The 17,905-nt window shown below is 68.5% G+C and carries 20 protein-coding genes and 1 tRNA gene; 12 read left to right on the top strand and 9 right to left on the bottom strand.

From position 1 onward, the window contains the following. Position 1: 1 nt before the first annotated feature. Together DOE79_RS09880 and DOE79_RS09875 are read right to left on the bottom strand one after the other, a co-directional pair. Positions 2-754, bottom strand: coding sequence for an SGNH/GDSL hydrolase family protein (locus DOE79_RS09880; RefSeq protein WP_245977257.1), 753 nt, complete (start codon positions 752-754; stop codon positions 2-4). Between the two features lie 62 nt (positions 755-816). Further along, the gene (locus DOE79_RS09875; RefSeq protein ID WP_066592227.1) at positions 817-1,371 is read right to left on the bottom strand and encodes a HEAT repeat domain-containing protein; all 555 of its coding nucleotides are present in this window, start codon (positions 1,369-1,371) and stop codon (positions 817-819) included. A gap of 173 nt (positions 1,372-1,544) precedes the next feature. On the opposite strand from DOE79_RS09875, the gene DOE79_RS09870 reads away from it, so the two are divergent. From DOE79_RS09870 to DOE79_RS09860, 3 genes are all read left to right on the top strand, one after another. Then, positions 1,545-2,531, top strand: a complete 987-nt coding sequence (locus DOE79_RS09870; protein WP_120338353.1) for a methionine ABC transporter ATP-binding protein — start codon at positions 1,545-1,547, stop codon at positions 2,529-2,531. A 2-nt stretch (positions 2,532-2,533) separates the two neighbouring features. After that, the gene (locus tag DOE79_RS09865; RefSeq protein WP_281270304.1) at positions 2,534-3,301 is read left to right on the top strand and encodes a methionine ABC transporter permease; all 768 of its coding nucleotides are present in this window, start codon (positions 2,534-2,536) and stop codon (positions 3,299-3,301) included. 95 nt (positions 3,302-3,396) lie between these two features. Next, on the top strand, positions 3,397-4,230 hold the full coding sequence (locus tag DOE79_RS09860; protein WP_120338352.1) for a MetQ/NlpA family ABC transporter substrate-binding protein: 834 nt from the start codon (positions 3,397-3,399) through the stop codon (positions 4,228-4,230). A gap of 56 nt (positions 4,231-4,286) precedes the next feature. Here the strand turns inward: DOE79_RS09860 and DOE79_RS09855 are convergent, their stop codons facing one another. Next, positions 4,287-4,772 carry a GNAT family N-acetyltransferase gene (locus DOE79_RS09855; RefSeq protein ID WP_162942697.1) on the bottom strand — a complete coding sequence of 162 codons (486 nt, stop codon included), beginning with the start codon at positions 4,770-4,772 and terminating at the stop codon, positions 4,287-4,289. Between the two features lie 95 nt (positions 4,773-4,867). Between DOE79_RS09855 and DOE79_RS09850 the strand changes: the two genes are divergently transcribed. From DOE79_RS09850 to DOE79_RS09840, 3 genes are read left to right on the top strand one after another with little or no spacing between them, the layout of a single operon-like run. Continuing rightward, complete coding sequence (locus DOE79_RS09850) at positions 4,868-5,314, top strand: FAS1-like dehydratase domain-containing protein (protein WP_084020535.1); 447 nt, start codon at positions 4,868-4,870, stop codon at positions 5,312-5,314. Further along, positions 5,311-5,754: a MaoC family dehydratase gene (locus tag DOE79_RS09845; protein WP_120338350.1), complete on the top strand. Its 444-nt coding sequence runs from the start codon at positions 5,311-5,313 to the stop codon at positions 5,752-5,754. Before DOE79_RS09850 ends, DOE79_RS09845 begins: the two co-directional genes overlap by 4 nt. Before the next feature lie 6 nt (positions 5,755-5,760). Further along, positions 5,761-6,936: a UDP-N-acetylmuramate dehydrogenase gene (locus DOE79_RS09840; RefSeq protein WP_120338349.1), complete on the top strand. Its 1,176-nt coding sequence runs from the start codon at positions 5,761-5,763 to the stop codon at positions 6,934-6,936. Between the two features lie 126 nt (positions 6,937-7,062). Here DOE79_RS09840 and DOE79_RS09835 read toward each other — a convergent pair whose 3' ends face one another. From DOE79_RS09835 to DOE79_RS09815, 5 genes are all read right to left on the bottom strand, one after another. Beyond that, complete coding sequence (locus tag DOE79_RS09835) at positions 7,063-7,686, bottom strand: response regulator (protein WP_120338348.1); 624 nt, start codon at positions 7,684-7,686, stop codon at positions 7,063-7,065. Beyond that, a complete protein-coding gene (locus DOE79_RS09830) occupies positions 7,683-8,990 on the bottom strand; it encodes a sensor histidine kinase (protein ID WP_120338347.1) in 1,308 nt (435 codons plus the stop codon). The genes DOE79_RS09835 and DOE79_RS09830 overlap by 4 nt, the downstream gene beginning before the upstream one ends. 52 nt (positions 8,991-9,042) lie before the next feature. Next, complete coding sequence (locus DOE79_RS09825; RefSeq protein WP_120338346.1) at positions 9,043-9,903, bottom strand: ABC transporter permease; 861 nt, start codon at positions 9,901-9,903, stop codon at positions 9,043-9,045. Then, positions 9,900-10,820 carry an ABC transporter ATP-binding protein gene (locus DOE79_RS09820; RefSeq protein WP_120338345.1) on the bottom strand — a complete coding sequence of 307 codons (921 nt, stop codon included), beginning with the start codon at positions 10,818-10,820 and terminating at the stop codon, positions 9,900-9,902. Before DOE79_RS09820 ends, DOE79_RS09825 begins: the two co-directional genes overlap by 4 nt. 139 nt (positions 10,821-10,959) lie before the next feature. Then, positions 10,960-12,162: a pyridoxal phosphate-dependent aminotransferase gene (locus DOE79_RS09815; RefSeq protein WP_120338344.1), complete on the bottom strand. Its 1,203-nt coding sequence runs from the start codon at positions 12,160-12,162 to the stop codon at positions 10,960-10,962. Positions 12,163-12,331: 169 nt separating this feature from the next. Here DOE79_RS09815 and DOE79_RS09810 point away from each other — a divergent pair. The 6 genes from DOE79_RS09810 to DOE79_RS09785 all read left to right on the top strand — a co-directional run bounded on the left by DOE79_RS09810 (position 12,332) and on the right by DOE79_RS09785 (position 15,947). After that, positions 12,332-12,404 (top strand) — tRNA-Trp (locus tag DOE79_RS09810). Between the two features lie 42 nt (positions 12,405-12,446). Beyond that, positions 12,447-12,719, top strand: coding sequence for a preprotein translocase subunit SecE (gene secE / locus DOE79_RS09805; RefSeq protein WP_066592261.1), 273 nt, complete (start codon positions 12,447-12,449; stop codon positions 12,717-12,719). Positions 12,720-12,825: 106 nt separating this feature from the next. After that, positions 12,826-13,764, top strand: a complete 939-nt coding sequence (nusG, locus tag DOE79_RS09800) for a transcription termination/antitermination protein NusG (protein ID WP_120338343.1) — start codon at positions 12,826-12,828, stop codon at positions 13,762-13,764. A 107-nt stretch (positions 13,765-13,871) separates the two neighbouring features. Beyond that, positions 13,872-14,303, top strand: coding sequence for a 50S ribosomal protein L11 (gene rplK / locus DOE79_RS09795; protein ID WP_066592266.1), 432 nt, complete (start codon positions 13,872-13,874; stop codon positions 14,301-14,303). 135 nt (positions 14,304-14,438) lie between these two features. After that, positions 14,439-15,128 carry a 50S ribosomal protein L1 gene (gene rplA, locus DOE79_RS09790; RefSeq protein WP_120338342.1) on the top strand — a complete coding sequence of 230 codons (690 nt, stop codon included), beginning with the start codon at positions 14,439-14,441 and terminating at the stop codon, positions 15,126-15,128. 180 nt (positions 15,129-15,308) lie between these two features. Further along, on the top strand, positions 15,309-15,947 hold the full coding sequence (locus DOE79_RS09785) for a GntR family transcriptional regulator (RefSeq protein WP_162942696.1): 639 nt from the start codon (positions 15,309-15,311) through the stop codon (positions 15,945-15,947). A gap of 15 nt (positions 15,948-15,962) precedes the next feature. Here the strand turns inward: DOE79_RS09785 and DOE79_RS09780 are convergent, their stop codons facing one another. Beyond that, complete coding sequence (locus tag DOE79_RS09780; protein WP_120338340.1) at positions 15,963-17,648, bottom strand: ATP-binding cassette domain-containing protein; 1,686 nt, start codon at positions 17,646-17,648, stop codon at positions 15,963-15,965. Positions 17,649-17,905 lie beyond the last annotated feature (257 nt).

Here is a 17,905-nt window from a genome sequence, read left to right as displayed (position 1 = left end):
CCTAAACGGACGGGACGACAACCTCGGTGAGTTCGGGGCGCTTGGGCGGGCGGCCGTCGCCGGAGGACCGGCCCGTGAGCCGGCGCCCGATCCAGGGCAACACGTAGGCGGCGTAGTACGCGGCGGTGTCCTGGATACGCTCGCGCGGCGGGGCCTCGCCGGCCTCGCCCTGCGCCCAACCGGCCGGCACCGGCACGCCGAGGGCGGTGAGCACGTTGGTGGCCACCCGGGTGTGCCCGCAGGCATTGAGGTGCAGCTTGTCGGCCGACCAGAACCGGCTCTGCATGAGTTCGGTGTCGATCCAGTTGTCGACCAGGGTGACGCCGGGCTTGCCGAAGGTCTCCCTGGCGGCCTCGGCGAGCCTGTCGCCGCGCTTCTGCATGAGCGAGCCGAGCGGCAGGTGCCGGGACGGGTTGCCGCCGCTGAGCACCACCACGTGGATGCCGTCGGCCACCGCCTTGTCGACGACCCGGTCGAGCAGGTCGACAACGTAGGAGATCTCCACCCGGGGCCGCATCATGTCGTTGCCGCCGCCGCACACCGTGAGCAGGTCGGGCCCCAGCGCGAGGGCCGGCTCCAACTGGTCGTTCACGATGGGGCCGAGCAGCTTGCCACGGATGGCGAGGTTGGCGTACGAGACCGGCTCGGGGCTCGCCGCGGCCAGTCCAAGCGCCACGAGGTCGGCCCATCCGCGCACCTGGCCGTCGGGCAGGTCGTCGCCGACGCCTTCGGTGAAGCTGTCACCGATGGCCACGTACCGCCGGTAGGGCTGCAGGGTCGACGGCGCGGAGTGGGGCTCCTGGGTGGCGTTCGTGGTTACTCCTTGGGCAGGTTGAGACGGCTGACGATGGCGTCGCGGGCCTGCTGGGCGGCGCGGCGAACGTCCTTGTCGGGGTCGCGCAGTCGCACGGTGATGGTGGGGATGTCCTGCTCGCGGCCCTGCACGGCGAGGGCGTTGAGGGCGGCGACGCGCACGCGCGGCACCTCGTCGGTGGTCGCCTTCACGAGCTTGGGTGCCACATCCAGGCCGCGCAGCAGCACGACCTTCGCGCACATTTCACGGATGCGCCAGGCCTCGTTGTTGAGGCCGACGACGACATACGGTGCGGCGGAGTCGTTCCACACGTGCAGCAGGGCGCGGGCGCCCCACAGCTCAGGCCAGTACAGGGCCGGGGCACCCTCGAGGATGCCGAGTGCGTGCCGGCCGCCCACGTAGAGGAGGAAGTCCTTGCCGGCGTTCTTGCCGCGCATGAGGGCGACGGAGTGGTCGACGACGGTGGACTCGCCATAGTGTTCGACGGCCTTGGCGAGGCGCTCGGCCGTGGGCAGGTCGATCGGAAGATCGGGGTGGGGGGTCAGTTTGTTATGCATAACGTGTCCACGTTATCCCTCTACGGGGGTCGACGCGGCAAGAAGGGGTCACCCGACACATTCCGTCACACTGATTTGGCCCACGGCGTTGCGGTTGACAGACTCGGAAGGACTGGGGTACAAGCCGCCAGAACGCACCACCCGACCGTGCAGCCCGACACCTCAGGACCACCGTGATCTCCGTTCAGCACGTCTCCAAGACCTTCCGCTCCGGCGGCACGGTCACCACCGCCCTTCGGGACGTCTCTCTCGAGGTGGCGGAAGGCGAGATCTTCGGCGTGATCGGCCAGAGCGGTGCCGGCAAGAGCACCCTGATCCGGGCGGTCAACCTGCTCGAACGCCCCGACTCCGGCACCGTCACGGTGGACGGCGACGAGCTCACCGCCCTGGCGCCGGCCGAACTGCGCCGGGCGCGCCGCAAGATCGGCATGGTCTTCCAGCACTTCAACCTGCTGGCCGGGCGCACCGTGCGCGGCAACGTCGAACTGGGCCTGGAGATCATCGGGGTCGACGGCGACCAACGCCGCCGCCGGGCCCTGGAGATCCTCGACCTCGTCGGACTCGACGACAAAGCCGGCGCCTACCCCGCCGAACTCTCCGGCGGGCAGAAGCAGCGCGTGGGCATCGCCCGGGCGCTGGCCGGCAACCCCAAGGTGCTGCTCTCCGACGAGGCCACCAGCGCCCTCGACCCGGAGACCACCCGGTCGATCCTCGACCTGGTCAAGAAGATCAACACCGACCTGGGCCTCACCGTGCTGCTGATCACCCACGAGATGGATGTCGTCAAGCGCATCTGCGACTCCGCCGCGCTCATCGAGGGCGGCCGCATCGTCGAACAGGGCCGCATCGTCTCGCTCATCTCCACCGCCGGCTCCCGCCTGGCGCACGAACTCTTCCCGCTCGGTGACGCCCCGTCGCTGCCCGGGGACACGGTGATCGACATCACCTTCAGCGGAGGGTCGGCCGACCGGCCGGTGATCGCCCAGTTGGCGCGCACCTACGGGCTGGACGTGTCCATCCTCGGCGCGGCCATCGAGACCATTGGCGGCAATCAGGCCGGGCGCACCCGTCTGGCCCTGCCGGGAAGCCCGGCGGGCAACGCCGGGCCCATCGAGGACCTGCGCAGCCAGGGCATGCTCGTCGAAATCGTGGGGGAGTAACCGTGCTTCTGGATCCATCACTGCCGCAGTTCTGGTCGGACCTGTTCCAGGTGCTGCTCATCGGCACCGGGCAGACCCTCTATATGGTGGGCGTCTCGCTGCTCATCACGGTCATCGTTGGGCTACCGCTGGGCATCCTGCTCGTCGGCACCGAACCCGGCGGCCTGTTCGAGAGCCCGTTCGGTTCGCGCCGGGCCGGCCGGGTGATCAACCGGGTGCTCGATTTCATCGTGAACCTTGGCCGCAGCGTGCCGTTCATCATCCTGATGGTCGCGTTGATCCCGTTCACCCGCCTCGTCGTGGGCACCTTCATCGGCCCCACCGCCGCCATCGTGCCGCTGGCCGTCGTGGCTATCCCGTTCTTCGCCCGCATGGTGGAGATCGCGATCAAGGAGGTGGACACGGGCCTGATCGAGGCCGCCGAGTCGCTGGGCGCCACCCGCTGGCAGATCGTGTCGAAGGTGCTCGTACCTGAGGCGCTCGCCCCGATGATCCTCGGGCTGTCCACCACGGTGACCTCCATCATCAACTTCTCCGCCATGGTCGGCACCGTTGCCGGCGGCGGCCTGGGCGATGTCGCCGTGCGGTACGGCTACCAGCGCTACAGCACCATCCACATGGTCGCCGTGATCATCGTCATCTTCGTGATCGTGATGTTGCTGCAGGGGCTGGCGACGATGCTGGCCAAGCGCTTCGCGCACCGCTCCCGGCCGAGCCGCGCGGAGAAGACGTCACCAATGTTGCGTGCCGAGGTCGCCACCGGCGCCTGAGCTGCCCCGTCCCACCCCCTGTCTCACCCGGTCGCGCCGAAGTCAGCATGACGGCGCGGCTCTCACCACCCGCCACCCACGAGAAGAGTCCTCCCATGCAGTTCACCTCACGCCGCACGCGCCTTGCTGGTGCCGCCGTTGCCATCTCCGCCCTGTTCGCCCTCACCGCCTGCGCCGGATCCTCCGACGAGCCGTCCGCCACCGGCGGAGCCGATGACCTAGGCACCGTCACTGTGGGCGCCCTGGCCACCCCGGCCGGCGACATCCTCAAGTTCGTGCAGGACAACCTCGCCGCCGACGCGGGCCTGGAGATCAAGTTCCAGGACTTCACCGACTACAACACCCCCAACGTGGCCCTGTCCGACGGCTCGATCGACGCGAACCTGTTCCAGAACGCCACGTTCCTCGAGACCTACAACGAGCAGGCCGGCGGCAGCCTGGTGAGCGTCGGCGAGATCTACCTGCCCAGCGCCGCGTTCTACAGCAACACCGTGAAGTCGCTCGACGACCTCAAGAACGGCGCCACCATCGCCATCCCGAACGACCCGACCAACGAGGGCCGCGCCCTCAAGATCCTGGCCGGCGAAGGCCTGATCGAGACGACGGATGAGCCCACCTCGCTCGCCGACATCACCGAGAACCCGAACAAGTACGAGTTCCGCGAGATCGAGAACGCCACTCTGCCGCAGGCCGTGCAGGACGTCGACGCGGCGTTCGTGACCATCTCGTTCGCGCTGCCGGCCGGCCTGACAGCCGACCAGGCGATCCTGATCGAGGGCAAGGACAGCCCCTACGCCAACGTGCTGGCCACCACGCCCGAGCTCGAGAACGACCCGCGCATCGTCAAGCTCAAGGAACTGCTGCTCTCCCCGGAGACCCAGCAGTACATGCTCGACACCTGGGGCGGCTTGGTCATCCCGTCCGTCTGAGCAGGCTGAGCCGTTTCGGTCAGCGCGTCCGAACGTCCATGCCCCGTCCTTCCGCCCTAGTGGCGGGAGTGGCGGGGCGTCGTCGTGACGGCGTCGACGCGGAACTCGAACGCGGCGGCGTGCTCGTAGGGGCCGTAGCTGTCGATCTCGGTGAAGCCGAGTCCGCGGTACAGGGCGAGTGCCTCGGGCTGGGCGTGCCCGGTCTCCAGGCGCACGGTGGTGTAACCGAGCTGCCCGGCCAGGCCGGCCAGCTCGCGCAGCAGCCGCAGGGCGTGGCCCTGGCGGCGATAGTCCGGATTGGTCCACATCCGCTTGATCTCGACGGTCTCATCGTCGATCCGGCGGAGTCCGCCGCCCGCGACGGTGCACTTCCCATCCATCAGCACCACGAAGGCTCCGCTCGGGGCCTCGAATTCCTGCGGCTCCACATCCAGCACCGAGTCGCCGGCGCCCGGGCCGTAGCGGGCGTCATATTCCTGACGGAGGCCGGTGAGCAGGGGCGCGACCTCGGGGGCGGTCAGGGCGACTTGTTGGTAATCCACTGGGCCAATCCTGCCTTAACGCCCAGCTTCCGACAATTCCTCAGCGGGTGCCGGCGTGCGGGCCAGCCGGCTCCCGGCGCAAGTACACTCGGTACGTGTCTGTGAATCCAGCAATCCAGGGCCGGGTCTTTCCCGCTGTGCCGCCGTATCTCGTGGGCCGGGAGAAGGTGCGCGAGTTCTCGCGGGCCGTCTTCGCGACCAACCCGATCAACTTCGACCCCGAGGCCGCGCAAGCCGCCGGCTACGCCGACGTCGTGGCGCCGCCCACCTTCGCCGTGGTCGTGCAGGAGGCCACCCTGGCCCAGCTGCTCGCCGAACCCGACGCGGGCATCGACTTCACCCGGGTGGTGCACGGCGACCAGCGCTTCAGCTTCAGCCGGCCGATCGTGGCCGGTGACGAGCTCACCGCCACGCTCACGGTCGCCAGCGTGAAAAGCCTCGGCGGCCACTCGATGGTCACCGCGGAGTCGACGATCGTCGACGCATCCGGCGCTCACGTGGTCACGGCCACCTCCACCCTCGTCGTCAGGGGAGACGAATGACCAACAAGACAGTGCCCGCCACGCCCAGCCTCGACTCCCTCTCGGTCGGCGACATCGTCGCCGAGAGCAGCTTCCCGCTCACCAGGGATTCCCTGGTGCGTTATGCGGGCGCCTCTGGCGACTTCAACCCGATCCACTACCGTGACGATGTCGCGGAGTCGGTGGGACTGCCCGGTGTGCTCGCCCACGGCATGCTCACCATGGGTCTGGCCATCCAGCCCGTCGTCGACTGGGCCGGCGACCCGGCGCGCGTCGTGGACTACCAGGTGCGGTTCACCCGGCCGGTGCCCGTCGACCCCGACCTCGGCGCGGTCGTGACCGTTCTGGCCAAGGTCGGCGCCCTCGACGCCGAGGCCGGCATCGCCCGCATCGACCTGACCGTCACCTTCAACAACACCACCGTCCTGGGCAAGGCGCAGGCGCGCGTCAGCCTCGTCTGATCCGCCATGACCGAGCCTGTGCCCGTGAACCTGTCCGAGCTGACCACCCTGCGCGTCGGCGGCGCCCCCACGCAGCTGGTGGCCCCGACCGACGAGGCCGGTCTGATCGCGGCAGCTCGGGAGGCCTGGGCGGGTGACGAGCCATGGGTGCTCGTCGGCGGCGGCTCCAACACTGTGGCGGCGGATACCGGCTTCGACGGCGTGGTCATCCTGGTGCGCACGCGCGGCATCGAGCGGCTCTACACGGCGCCGGAGTCGGCACCCGACGACGACCTCGACGGGCGGCCCGTGCGCATTCGGGTGCAGGCCGGCGAACCGTGGGACGAGCTGGTCGCCCACACTGTCGCGAACGGCTGGGCGGGCATCGAAGCGCTGTCCGGCATCCCGGGCACCAGTGGTGCGGCGCCCGTGCAGAACATCGGCGCCTACGGCCAGGAGCTCTCCAGCAGCCTGGCCGCCATCGACTTCCTGGACTATGAGTCCGGCGAGGTGGAACGGCTCAGCGCCGCCGACCTGGAGCTGGACTACCGCACCTCGGTGCTCAAGCAGGGGCGCCGCGGCGTAGTACTTGCCATCGAGCTGGAGCTGCGCGATATGACGCCGCAGGCCGAAGTGCTCGGCACGCCGCTGAGCCGGCCCGTGGGGTACCCGCAGCTGGCCCAGGCCCTCGGCGTGCAGGTGGGCGACCGGGTGCCGCTGACCGCTCTGCGCCAGAGCGTGCTGGGCTTGCGCGCCGGCAAGGGCATGGTGCTCGACGACGCAGACCCCGACACCCACAGCGCCGGGTCGTTCTTCACCAACCCGATCGTGACCGAGAGTTTCGCCCGCACCCTGCCCACGGATGCGCCGCGCTGGAAGCAGGCCGAGATCGAGTTGCCCGACCGGGTGATCCCGCTCGACGAGTACGCCGGCGTCGGACCCGTCCCCGGCAGCCAGGTGCTCCGCACCGTGAAGCTCAGCGCGGCGTGGCTGATCGAGAACTCCGGCATCCACCGCGGGTTCCGGCTGCCCGGGTCGCGGGCCGCGATCTCGAGCAAGCACACCCTGGCGATCACCAACACCGGCGGGGCCACCGCCGACGAGATCGGGCAGCTCGCCCGTTTCGTGCAGCAGCGCGTGCAGAGCGACTTCGGTGTGATCCTGCAGCCGGAGCCGGTGTTCGTCGGCTTCTCCCTGCTCTGACCCGCCCGCCCGCTTGCCCGCCGCAAGCGCGATTCGTAGTGGTGCGCCCGCGACGCGCGGCAAAAAATCCCTCTAGGGGCGCCGAATCGGCAACGTGCGGCGAGCCGATCCCGGCCGCGGAACGGGCTAGAGCAGGCGCAGCTCCATCGCCAGGGTGACCGCGCGGGTACGGTCGCTCACGCCGAGCTTCTCGAACACGTGCAACAGGTGGGTCTTCACGGTGGCCTCGCCGATGAAGAGCGACCGGGCGATCTGCGGGTTGCTTTCGCCCGTCGCCACCAGGCGGAGCACCTGGAGTTCGCGGGCCGACAGCCGGGGCGCCGGCGCGGCATCCGCCCGCACCCGCTGCACCAGCCTGGCGGCGATCACGGGCGCGAGCACGGTCTGGCCCCCGGCGACAGAGCGCACGCCCTCGATGATCTCGGCCTGCGGTGCGGCCTTGAGCAGGTAGCCGCTGGCCCCGGCCGCGATGGCGCCGAGGATCTGGTCGTCCGTTTCGTAGGTGGTGAGCACCAGCACCCGGGTTGCCGGGTTGTGCGCGAGGATCTGGGCGGTGGCGGCGGCGCCGTCCAGCTGGGGCATCCGCAGGTCCATCAGCACCAGGTCGGGCCGCACCTCGGCGGCCAGGAGCACGGCTGCGGCGCCGTCGGCCGCTTCGCCGACCACTTCGATGTCGCCGGCAGTGCCGAGCAGGCCCACGATGCCTCCGCGCACGATCGGATGGTCATCGGCCACCAGTACCCGGATCATCCGCGGGCCCCCACACCGGCGGGCAATGCCGGCCCGGTCGACGCAGCCGGCGCGGAGACGGGCAGGGTCACCCGAAGGGTGGTGCCGTGCCCGCCGGCGGCGCCCTCGGCCGCACTGTCGGTGACCTCGAGCCTCCCGCCGACCAGGGCGAGCCTGTCGCGCATCCCGGCCAGGCCGAAGCCGTGCTCGGTGTCGGGGGTGTAGTCGCCCAGCCCCCTGCCGCTGTCGGACACGGTGAGGACGATGTCGTGGCCGGCCCGCGCGACACCGACATGGGCGGCTCCCGCACCGGAGTGCTTGCGTACGTTGGCCAGGCCCTCCTGGGCGCAGCGCAGTAAAACCACCTCGAGGGCCCGGTCGAGTGGGGGCGCAGTGCCATCGCCGTCGCTGCCGAGCCCGGTGAGGTCGACGCCCACCCGAATCCCGGTCTCACGCTCGAAGCGCTCGGCCAAGCGGGCCAGGGTGTGGGCGAGGTCGCCGTCACCCACCCGGGCCGGCGCCATCGAGGCCACCAGTGCGCGCGCTTCGGCCAGGGCGTCCCGGCCGGTGGCCTCGATGAGGTCGACGCTGTCCGCGGCGACGGAGGTGTCGACCGGCAACGCGTCGAGTTCGCGGCGGGTGCGTTGGGCGAGCATCACCAGGCTGGTCAGGCTCTGCGCGATGGTGTCGTGGATCTCACGGGCCAGGCGTTCCCGCTCGCTGGCGCTGCCGGCATCCCGGTGCAGCGCCGCGAGTTCATCCTGGGCCAGGGTGAGCTTTTCCACCAGTCGGCGCTGCTCGGCGCCGGCGGTGGCGATGCGTGTGATCCAGATGCCCATGGCCAGCGCGAACACAAGTGAGATCGTCTCGATGGCCACGGCTTGGGCGGCGGCGTCCGGTGTTCGCCCGCTGCCGACCCAGAGGCCCACGCCGGTCACGACGGTCAGGCTCGTGCTGAGCACGACGGCGTGCCGGCACGAGTCGGCCAGGGCCCAGATCAGCGGGAAGACCAGCGTCTGGAGGGTGGCCATGTTGGGGTCGAAGGAGGTGGCGACACCGCAGCCGATGATGATGGCGATACGCAGCATCCGAGCGGAACCGGGGTACGTCACATGATCGAAGCCGGAAGACCCGCGGTCGCCGGGTACGGGGCGGGGTCGCAGCATCCGCCGGCCCCAGACGATGTACGCCAGCCCGACCGCCGCCAGCGACAGCACCGCTCCGGTGGCACCCGCCGCATGCGTGTCCGAGCCTTCCAGTGCAATTGCGGCCAGGACGATCAGTGATCCGGTGACGATCAGGTCCCACCACCGTCTGGCATTCATGCGCCAAGCATCCCATGCCGCAGCGTCGTCTGCGGCCGTGACGGGCGGGGCACTAGGCGTCCTTGCGGATCCAGCGGAAGGTGAGCCGGCTGCCGACAAGTCCCACGACCAGCCAGATCAGCAGCGCCATCGCCACCAGGCCGAGCTCCCAGGCTCCGTTCTGCTCCTGGGCCGCGAAGCTGTCGGGCAGGAAGACCGACCGCATACCCTGCGCCATCCACTTGAGCGGGAACAGACCGGCGACGTTCTGCATCCACTCGGGCAGCGCGTTGAACTGCAGGTACACGCCGGAGATGAACTGCAGCACCAGAACAATCGGGATCACGACCGCGGAGGCGCTACGGCCCGACCGGGGCAGGGCCGACAGGGCGATGCCGAGGAAGGCGCAGGTGATGACGCCGAGCAGGAACACCCACGCGAAGGTGAGCCATTTCTCGGGCTCGGTGGGCAGGGCGATGTCGAAGGCGAACCGGGCCACGAGTAGCAGCAGCACGGCCTGCAGGATGCCCGTGACGAGCACCTGGCCGATCTTGCCGATGAAATAGCTGAGCGGTGACAGCGGCGTGCCGCCGAGGCGCTTGAGCGTGCCGTCGCCCTTCTCGCCGGCGATGTCGATCGCGAGGTTCTGCAGCCCGGAGAGCAGCATGCCAGCGGCCAGCATCCCCGGCAGGTAGTACGCGCCCACGCTGATGCCGCCGGAGCCGTCGGGGTTGGTGCCGATGTTGCCCTGCGCGCTGAACGCCGCGGTGAAGATGCCCAGCATGATGAACGGGAACAGGAACGTGAAGAAGACCGTGTCGGTGGAGCGGAAGTACAGCCGGATCTCGAAGCCGATGCGGGCGATGCCGAGCCGGAACAACCCGTGCCTGGCGGTGCGCGGCCGCGCGGTCGCGGCGGTCAGGGTCGCGCTCATGCGAGCACCTCCGTGCTGTCGGTCGTGGAACTCGCGGTTGTGCGGGACTGAGTGGCGCTGCCGGCGGCGTGACCGCGCACCAGGCCGAGGTAGATGTCTTCGAGGCTGGGGCGGATGACCTGCAGCTCGGCCGGTTCGCCGCCGGCGGCGCCGGCCAGCTCGGCCACCAGCCGTGCCGGGGTGTCGGTGCGCACCTCCTGCGGGGTGCCGGAGGCGTCCCGCCAGCGCACCTTCGGGGTGCGAGCGGCCGGGCCGCCCAGTTCGCCGATCGCACCGATATCGATCAGTCGGCCGCCCACGATGATGCCGGCCCGGTCGCTGAGCTCCGCGGCCTCGTCGAGATTGTGGGTGGTGAGCAGGATGGTGGTGCCCTCGGCCTTGAGCTGCCGGATGAGGTCCCAGAACTGGTGCCGGGCCTCGGGGTCGAAGCCCGTGGTGGGTTCGTCCAGGAAGAGCAGTTCCGGCCGTCCGATGATGCCGAGCGCGACATCCACCCGGCGCTGCTGTCCGCCGGAGAGCCGGTGGATGCGGGTCTTGGCCTTCTCCTCGAGGCCGACCGCGGCCAGCACCTCGTCGACCGAGCGGGGATTCGGGTACAGCCCGGCGAAGTGCTTCAGTTGCTCGAGCACTGTGGCGTTGCCGCTCTCGCCGCTGGACTGCAGCACGATGCCGATGCGCGCCTTCCAGTCAAGGCCGGCGTGCTGGGGATCTTCGCCGAGCACCGTGACGTCGCCTTCTGAGCGGTCCCGGTAGCCCTCGAGGATCTCGATGGTGCTGCTCTTGCCCGCACCGTTCGGGCCGAGCAGGGCGAAGGTTTCGCCCGGGCGGATGTCGAAGCTGATGTCGGTGACGGCGTCGAACGGCCCGTAGGACTTGCTCAGCCGCGCCACGCGCACGGCAGGAGGGGAAGTTGTCATGCCTCCACACTCGTCCCAGAACCCTCGCCCGGCAACACCCGTCTGGCCGACCTGGGTATCCACCGACCGGTGGATGCCGCAAACTGTGCGTAAAGCCCAAAAACTCGGGGTTTTTGGGGCTCAGGTCACAGTTCGCGGATCAGGCGAAGAGGGTTTGCAGGCGGTGGATGCCCTCGAGGAGCGCGTCGTCGCCGAGCGCGTAGGACAGGCGCAGGAAGCCGCTCGGGCCGAAAGCCTCTCCGGGCACCGCAGCGACCTCGGCCTGGTCGAGGATGAGGTCGGCCAGTTCGAGCGACGTCGTGGGGGTGACTCCGCCCCAGGTACGGCCGAGCAGACCCGTCACGTCGGGGTAGACGTAGAACGCCCCCTGCGGGGTGGGCGTGAGGATGCCGGGGATCTTGTTGAGCTCGGCGACGATGAGCTTGCGGCGGCGGTCGAACGCGACCCGCATGGCCTCGGCGTCGTCCTGCGGGCCGTTGAGGGCCGCGATACCGGCGCGCTGCGAGATGTTCGACACGTTGGAGGTGAGGTGCGACTGCAGGTTCGCCGCGGCGGTGATTGCATCCTGCGGTCCCACCATCCAGCCCAACCGCCAGCCGGTCATGGCGTAGGTCTTCGCGACGCCGTTGACCAGGATGGTGCGGTCGGCCAGGGCCGGGACGGCCTCGACGATCGAGACCGCACGAACCCCGTCGTAGGTGAGGTTCTGGTAGATCTCATCGCTGATCACCCAGAGGCCGTGTTCCTCGGCCCACTCGCCGATGGCCCGGGTCTGCTCCTCGGAGTAGACCGCGCCGGTGGGGTTGGACGGGGAGACGAAGAGGAGAACCTTGGTCTTCTCGGTGCGGGCGGCTTCGAGCTGCTCGACGGTGACGAGGTAGCCCTGGTCGCTGCCGGCGAAGACGTCGACGGGAACACCGCCGGCCAGGCGGATGGCCTCGGGGTAGGTGGTCCAGTACGGGGTGGGCAGCAGGACCTCGTCGCCCGGGTCGAGCAGGGTGGCGAAGGCCTGGTAGACGGCCTGCTTGCCGCCGTTGGTGACGAGCACCCGGGACGGGCCGACCTCGAGGCCGCTGTCCCGCAGCGTCTTGGCGGCGATGGCCTCGCGGAGGTCCGGCAGGCCGGCCGCCGGGGTGTAGCGGTGATTGCGTGGGTCCGTCACGGCCGCCAGGGCCGCCTCCACGATGTGCGCGGGAGTGGGGAAATCGGGCTCGCCCGCCGCGAAGCTGATGACCGGCCGGCCGGCCGCTTGCAGCGCCTTGGCCTTGCCGTCGACCTTGAGGGTCGCGGACTCCGCAATGGAGCCGATTCTGGTGGAGATCCGTTTGATGTCGTGTGCCACGCTTCGAGCATACGGGGGCGGCCATGCCGTGGGAACAGGGGCTGGCTTTACAGGGCACCCGCCGTGACCTAGACTTGATCCGGTAGTTGAAATCTGCCAAGCTTTTTTGCGCCTATTTTGGTCGTTTGACTGGAAGATGCACAAAGGAAGCCCACGGGTTTCGCTTCATAGGGTGGTGGCTCAATTGGTAGAGCAGCGGTCTCCAAAACCGCAGGTTGCAGGTTCGAGTCCTGTCCGCCCTGCAAGTCGGTGGTCTTTCTGCCGGCCCACGAAAGGTGTAACAGGTGGCCCGAAAAGTTATCGACGAACCCAGCGAGGAAATCGTCGCCAACGCCAGAGTGGCCCGCGAAACCAAGCGCGGTCCGTTCGCTCGGGTGTCCCTGTTTATCAAGCAGGTCCTGGCCGAACTCCGTAAGGTCGTCACCCCGACCCGCAAGGAACTGCTCAGCTACACCGGAGTGGTTCTGATTTTCGTGGTGATCATGATGGCGCTGGTATCGGCACTCGACTGGGTGTTCGCGCTCGTCGTCACATACGTATTCGGCACTCCCAGTTGAGCCGTGCCGCAGAAGCGGCACCCCGACTGATCATGAACGCAGGATCGGTGAGTGAGCACCATGGTGCAGCCTCACGCCCGCGCAATAGAAGAAGGATTGATATTTAGTGACTGAGACCAATCGCGACGACGTCGACTGGGCCACCGCCGCAGAACAGTCCTCCAACGACGATGAGGCGCAGGAGGGCAACACCCTCGCCGCCGACGAGACGTCGGTCGAAGCCGCCGAGCAGGTCGCCCTGCACGTAGAAGACGAGAACGCCGACATCGAAGACGATCTCGACGCCGCACTGGATGCCCTCGCCGAGTCGACCGATCCCGAAGCCGACGCCATCGTCGAGGACGCTCTCGACATCGACTCCGCCGACGAGGCCGAGGCTGCCGCTGAGGCCGTCGAGGACGAAGAAGAGGTCGAGGTCGAGGCCGAAGACGAGGACCCGTACGAAGCCTTCCGCAAGGAACTGCGCTTCCAGCCCGGCAAGTGGTTCGTCATCCACTCCTACGCCGGCTTCGAACGTCGCGTGAAGTCGAACATCGAGAACCGCAAGCAGTCCATGGCCATGGAAGATTTCATCTACCAGGTCGAGGTTCCGATGGAAGACGTCGTCGAGATCAAGAACGGCCAGCGCAAGATGGTCACCCGCGTGCGCATCCCCGGCTACGTCCTGGTGCGCATGGACCTCAACGAAGACAGCTGGTCTGTCGTGCGCCACACCCCCGGGGTCACCGGCTTCGTGGGCAACGCCCACAACCCGACCCCGCTGCGTTTCGAAGAAGCCTTCGGCATGCTCAAGGGCCTCGTTGAGATCAAGGATGTTCCGGTCACCAAGTCCGGTGCCCCCGGCAAGGCCGCCCAGCGCGTGCTGCCCGCCGAGATCGACTACGAAATCGGCGAGACCATCACGATCAAGGAAGGCTCGTTCGCGGGCCTGCCCGGTTCGATCAGCGAGATCAAGCCCGAGAGCGGCAAGCTCATCGTGCTCGTGTCGCTCTTCGAGCGTGAGACCCCGGTCGAGCTCAGCTTCGACCAGGTCACCAAGCTTTAGGTTCTGCCCGGCTTCGGCCAGCAGGACTTTGAACCACCGGGGCCCATCCGGGCCACCGGGAGAGCGACCTTCGCGGCCGCTCGAACATCAATAACGAAGGAAGAACAATGGCACCGAAGAAGAAGGTTACTGGTCTGATCAAGCTTCAGATCAAGGCCGGCGCCGCCAACCCCGCACCCCCCATCGGGCCGGCGCTGGGTCAGCACGGCGTGAACATCATGGAATTCTGCAAGGCATACAACGCCCAGACCGAATCCCAGCGCGGCAACGTCATCCCGGTTGAGATCACCGTGTACGACGACCGTTCGTTCACGTTCATCCTGAAGACCCCGCCCGCAGCGGAGCTCATCAAGAAGGCCGCAGGAGTTGCCAAGGGCAGCGGAACCCCGCACACCGTCAAGGTTGCCAAGCTCACCAAGGCGCAGGTTCGCGAAATCGCCGAGGCCAAGATGGTTGACCTCAACGCCAATGACCTCGACGCCGCGTCGAAGATCATCGCCGGAACCGCTCGCTCCATGGGCATCACGGTCGAGGGCTAACACCCTCTCGTTCGATTCGTCGAACACCAGCCGACAGGCATGGTCTTTCTGACCTGCCGACAGGCACCAAGTGGAAGAGCCAGCCAGGCTCACGAAAACCACGCTCTCAGCACATGCATCTACAGGAGATTCAAAATGGCACCCAAGTCAAAGGCCTACCGCGCTGCGGTCGAGAAGATCGAAGCCGATAAGTTCTACACCCCCACCGAAGCCGTCACCCTCGCTCGCGAGACCGGTTCCGTCAAGTTCAACTCCACCGTCGAGGTCGCGCTCAAGCTCGGCGTCGACCCGCGCAAGGCCGACCAGATGGTCCGCGGCACCGTTATTCTTCCTCACGGTACCGGCAAGACCGCCCGCGTCATCGTCTTCGCAACGGGCCCCGCGGCTGAGGCAGCAATCGCTGCCGGCGCCGACGAGGTCGGTGGCGACGAGCTCATCGAGAAGGTAGCCGCCGGCTACACCTCGTTCGACTCCGCCGTCTCGACCCCCGAGCTCATGGGCAAGGTCGGTCGTCTCGGTAAGGTCCTCGGCCCGCGCGGTCTCATGCCCAACCCGAAGACCGGAACCGTGACGCCTGACGTCGCCAAGGCCGTGAACGACATCAAGGGTGGAAAGATCGAATTCCGCGTCGACAAGCACTCCAACGTGCACTTCGTCGTTGGCAAGGCTTCGTTCTCGGCCGACCAGCTCAACGAGAACATCGGTGCAGCACTCGAGGAGATCGTTCGCCTCAAGCCGAGCTCCTCAAAGGGCCGCTACATCACCAAGGGCGCCGTGTCGACCACGTTCGGCCCCGGCATCCCGCTCGATGTGAACAGCATCTAAGCACGTGCAGTAACCGCTTCGCGAGAAGCACCGGAAGGGCCCGTCGCAAGACGGGCCCTTTTCGTGCGTCCGGCGGCTTGGCCACCGGATGCGGGTTTGCCCGGAATTCCCCACGGACCCGGGGTTTATGGAAGGCTCGGTGTTACGGGTGGGGAGCGCCCGGAGCTGAGGGAGGGCGCTGTGGTCTCCACCGGCGGTGAAAAGGTCTATCTGGCGTTGCGCGCGCGCATCCTCTCGGGCGAGTTGGGCCCGAACTCCACCTTGCGCGAGCAAGCTCTCGCCCAGGAGCTGGGTGTGAGCCGCACACCGGTGCGGGAGGCGCTCCGACGTCTGGACGAGGCCGGTCTGGTGACCTTTGTGCCCAATCGTGGCGCGACGGTCGTTGCCTGGACCATCGAGCAGGTACGCGAGACGTATTTCGTGCGGGCGTCCCTGGAAAGTCGTGCCGCCGGGCTGGCTGCGACCCGGATCTCCGTGGCGGAGCTGGGACGGCTCGCCGAACTCATCGACGCCATGGAGCCCTTTCTCACCGCTGAGGACGACGCGGGTCTGGCCGAGCTCGGACGGTTGAACGCTGAATTCCATCGCATCGTCGTGGCGGCCTCACGCAGCCCCCAGCTGGTGGCCCTGACTTCTTCGGTCTCGAGGGTGCCGCTCATGGCGGCTGCCTTCCGGCGGGACGGCGGAGACTTCCGGGCCCGCAGCAATCATCAGCACCGGGACATCCTCACCGCCCTGCGTACCGGCGACACCGTGTGGGCCGAAGTGGCGATGCGCTCGCATGTGCTCGGCGCCCGCAATGCGGTGACCGAGGACTGAGCGCCGCTCGGCCGGTCAACGGGTGATCGGAGCCGGCCCTGAGGCGCTTCCGTCGAGCAGGCGGCGGGTGTGCGGATGCCGGGGTGCGGTGACGATCTCGCCGGCCGAGGCGTGCTCGATGACGGTTCCGGCCTGCAGTACGGCCACCCTGTCGCACCTCGTGACGATCGCCGGGCTGGCGGAGGCGACGATGAGGGTGAGCCCTCGTTCCTGCTGCAGGTCGTGCAGCAGGTCGAGCAGGCCGGCCTCCTCCTGCGGATCGAACCCGGCCGCCGGGTCGAGGGCGATGAGGAGTTGCGGGTTGAGCGCCAGCGCGCTGGCCAGAAGCACCCGTTGCAGGGTGGTCGCGCTCAGGTCGCGCGGGTGCACATCCAGGATGGCCTCTGGGGTCTCGACGCCCACCCGCTCGAGAAGGTCGAGAGCGGTGCGGCGGGTCTGGCGGGTGTCTGCCGGCGGGAGCACGGTGCTCAGGTGACGAAAGATGCGCCAGTCGCGGGGAATCCGGTCGCCTGCCGGGCCATCGACGAAGCCGATTCGCCGCCCGCGCAGCTTCCGGAAGTGATGTTCGGCCAGGCCGACGAGTTCCGTGCCCTCGAAGAGAACCGATCCCGACGCCACCGCCGTGGCGGGCGGCAGGAGCCCGGCGATGGCCAGGCACAGGGGAGCGGCGCCGGACCCCTCATTGCCGATCACAGCGAGCGCCTGACCACGGGACACGGTGAGGCTGATGCCGTTGGAGCCGGCCGACTCGGTCCAGGCACCGGGCGGCCGGATCTGCAAATCGCGAATATCCAGGATGTCGGATGCCCGGAAGCTCGTGGACGCCAAGGCGGGGCTGGGGCCGGGAGGGCTGAAGTCAGACAGGATCACGGCCAGGCTGCCGCTGCCCTGGGCGGCAACGGAGCGGGTGGTGTGGGGGCGCTGCGTGAGGGCCAGGTCGCCCTGGCCGGCCATAGCGATCAGCACACCGCCGATGACGATCCCCACCGTCACACTGAGTGCGGCACCGATCACAACTGGCAGGCTCTCCGACGGGAGCAGCGGCGGCAGCCGCGCCCCGAGGGACGGCCGGGTCAACACGGACTGCAGGAGCAGGGCGCCGGCGTAGATCAGGACGGCTTCGGTGGCCAGGACGCTCAGCACCGCGGGGAGGGTGCGGCGGAGGGTCGTGCGGATCAGCAGCCGGGAGATCGGCAGACCGCGGCTGCGGGTGGTTTGCACGAACGGCTCCAGGGACACCCGGCGGGCGCAGGCGCGGACATGCACGGCCACGGCAAGCGATGCGCCGAAAGCCACCGCCGTGCCGGGAAGGATCAGGGTGCTCAGCAGGCTCAGCCCGGCCCGCTCGAGCGGAGAGCCGGTGAGGCCGGGCGTCGCCTCGGACTGAATGGCGAACCAGAAGCAGCACGACAGGCCGATCCACACCACGCACAAACCGCTGCCGGCCAGCGCCAGCGCACGCAGCGAGCGGCCGGCCCACGGGGTCCGTTGCGCCGCGAGGAGGCCCAGCCCCACGCCCAGGATGCCCGACAGGGCCGGTGCAGCGGCCGCCGCCGCGGTGGTGAAGGGCATGCGTGTGGACAGCATGGACAGGAGCGCGTCAGAGGGGCCGGCCAGCCGGGCCGCCAGGATCACGGCGATGACCAGGAGCGACGCCGGAATCATCAGACCCAGCCAGCGGGGCCCTACAACTGCGCGCATATCTGCTCACATCTGGTCGGTGCGGTCGACGAGCACTGACGATTTCGTCAGGAACTGAACTGCACTAACTGTATGCAAAAAACTGAATGAACGGCAGAGATTTGGCGATTTTCGCTGGTCACGGGGAAAGTGTGCAGTGATGTTGTATGCATTCGCACGGACCGGCCGCCCGAAATTCCGTTGACCATCGGCATGGGCGGCGGTCGATTGTGAACCGGCCGCCACGCCGTGCGTCAGGAAACAAACCGGCAACACCC

The sequence above is a fragment of the Cryobacterium soli genome (genome assembly GCF_003611035.1).
GTDB classification, from domain to species: domain Bacteria; phylum Actinomycetota; class Actinomycetes; order Actinomycetales; family Microbacteriaceae; genus Cryobacterium; species Cryobacterium soli.
This window is presented reverse-complemented; position numbering and strand designations above follow the sequence as displayed.

What these genes read in the sequence shown, in the direction of transcription:
- DOE79_RS09875 (WP_066592227.1), bottom strand. Translation starts at nt 1,371, where the DNA reads ATGCATAACAAACTGACCCCCCACCCCGATCTTCCGATCGACCTGCCC.
- DOE79_RS09860 (WP_120338352.1), top strand. Translation starts at nt 3,397, where the DNA reads ATGCAGTTCACCTCACGCCGCACGCGCCTTGCTGGTGCCGCCGTTGCC.
- DOE79_RS09845 (WP_120338350.1), top strand. Translation starts at nt 5,311, where the DNA reads ATGACCAACAAGACAGTGCCCGCCACGCCCAGCCTCGACTCCCTCTCG.
- DOE79_RS09840 (WP_120338349.1), top strand. Translation starts at nt 5,761, where the DNA reads ATGACCGAGCCTGTGCCCGTGAACCTGTCCGAGCTGACCACCCTGCGC.
- DOE79_RS09835 (WP_120338348.1), bottom strand. Translation starts at nt 7,686, where the DNA reads ATGATCCGGGTACTGGTGGCCGATGACCATCCGATCGTGCGCGGAGGC.
- DOE79_RS09830 (WP_120338347.1), bottom strand. Translation starts at nt 8,990, where the DNA reads ATGAATGCCAGACGGTGGTGGGACCTGATCGTCACCGGATCACTGATC.
- DOE79_RS09825 (WP_120338346.1), bottom strand. Translation starts at nt 9,903, where the DNA reads ATGAGCGCGACCCTGACCGCCGCGACCGCGCGGCCGCGCACCGCCAGG.
- DOE79_RS09820 (WP_120338345.1), bottom strand. Translation starts at nt 10,820, where the DNA reads ATGACAACTTCCCCTCCTGCCGTGCGCGTGGCGCGGCTGAGCAAGTCC.
- rplK (WP_066592266.1), top strand. Translation starts at nt 13,872, where the DNA reads ATGGCACCGAAGAAGAAGGTTACTGGTCTGATCAAGCTTCAGATCAAG.
- rplA (WP_120338342.1), top strand. Translation starts at nt 14,439, where the DNA reads ATGGCACCCAAGTCAAAGGCCTACCGCGCTGCGGTCGAGAAGATCGAA.
- DOE79_RS09780 (WP_120338340.1), bottom strand. Translation starts at nt 17,648, where the DNA reads ATGCGCGCAGTTGTAGGGCCCCGCTGGCTGGGTCTGATGATTCCGGCG.